A 999-nucleotide genomic window follows, 5' to 3' on the forward strand; every position below is an offset into this window, starting at 1 on the left:
GTATTGTATAGCTAAATAATTTTGAGGTTAATCAAGATAAAGCCTTTGTATGGATAAGAATAAAAAAATAAAAGTTCTTTATTTCGCTGGATCAGGAAGGTCTGGTTCTACAATTTTAAATATAATTTTAGGAAACCATCCCCAAATTTTTGGAGGAGGGGAATTGCAAAACATGTGTGAGGTTTACAATGCGACTAAAATCTGTTCATGTCAAGCCCCTTTGATTAACTGTAAGTTTTGGTCATCTGTGATGAATGATTGGCTTTCCAAAGTTGATGATGATAATATAGACTCTGGGTTAAAAAAATGGGGGAATGTTGAAGGAGTTTTTTCTTTGAAATCTTGGTTGAAGATGTATTTTGGTATTGGGCAAAAAAGCAAAGAATTTAAGGAGTATTTGAATAGCACAACTGAATTTTATCGCTCTCTTCAGTATCATAGCAATAAAGAAATTGTGGTTGATATATCCAAAAATCCTCTCCGGGCATGGGCTCTTGAAAAAAATCCCAATATTGATTTAAGGATGGTTCACCTTGTTAGGGACGGTAGGGCTGTGGCGTGGTCTCTAAAAAAGAATGCCAAGGAGCAGAACCGAAAAAGACCAACATGGAGAGCTGCAATGTTTTGGGTGGTAATAAATAGATTGACAAATTTGGTGCGGTCAAAGGTTCAACATAAAATTGTGGTAAGATATGAGGATTTCATTGAGAACCCCGGAATAATTTTGAAACAGATAGGGTTGATGTCTGAAGTTGATTTTTCGAGTATTATTAATAAAATTGAATCAAACGATGATTTTGTCATTGAACACGTAATGGCAGGTAATGCTATTAGAAAGGCAAACACTATAAAATTTCAAACATCAAATTCCGAGGGTTGGAAGAATAAGCTAAGACCAGGCAGTAAAAGTCTTTTCAAGACTCTTTCATTTAGTTCTTTAAAAAAGTTCAATTACCAATAAAAGGTACTATATGGAATCAGGTCTTATCAATATCAATA

Annotated in this window: 1 protein-coding gene; it reads left to right on the top strand. The window is 34.1% G+C overall.

What is annotated here, in order from left to right:
• The first annotated feature begins 49 nt into the window (after positions 1-49).
• Positions 50-961, top strand: a complete 912-nt coding sequence (locus A7D14_RS05650) for a sulfotransferase (RefSeq protein ID WP_067031225.1) — start codon at positions 50-52, stop codon at positions 959-961.
• The last annotated feature ends 38 nt before the right edge of the window (positions 962-999 follow it).

This window comes from Allomuricauda sp. CP2A (assembly GCF_001683915.1).
Taxonomy (GTDB): Bacteria; Bacteroidota; Bacteroidia; order Flavobacteriales; family Flavobacteriaceae; genus Flagellimonas.

What these genes read in the sequence shown, in the direction of transcription:
- A7D14_RS05650 (WP_067031225.1), top strand. Translation starts at nt 50, where the DNA reads ATGGATAAGAATAAAAAAATAAAAGTTCTTTATTTCGCTGGATCAGGA.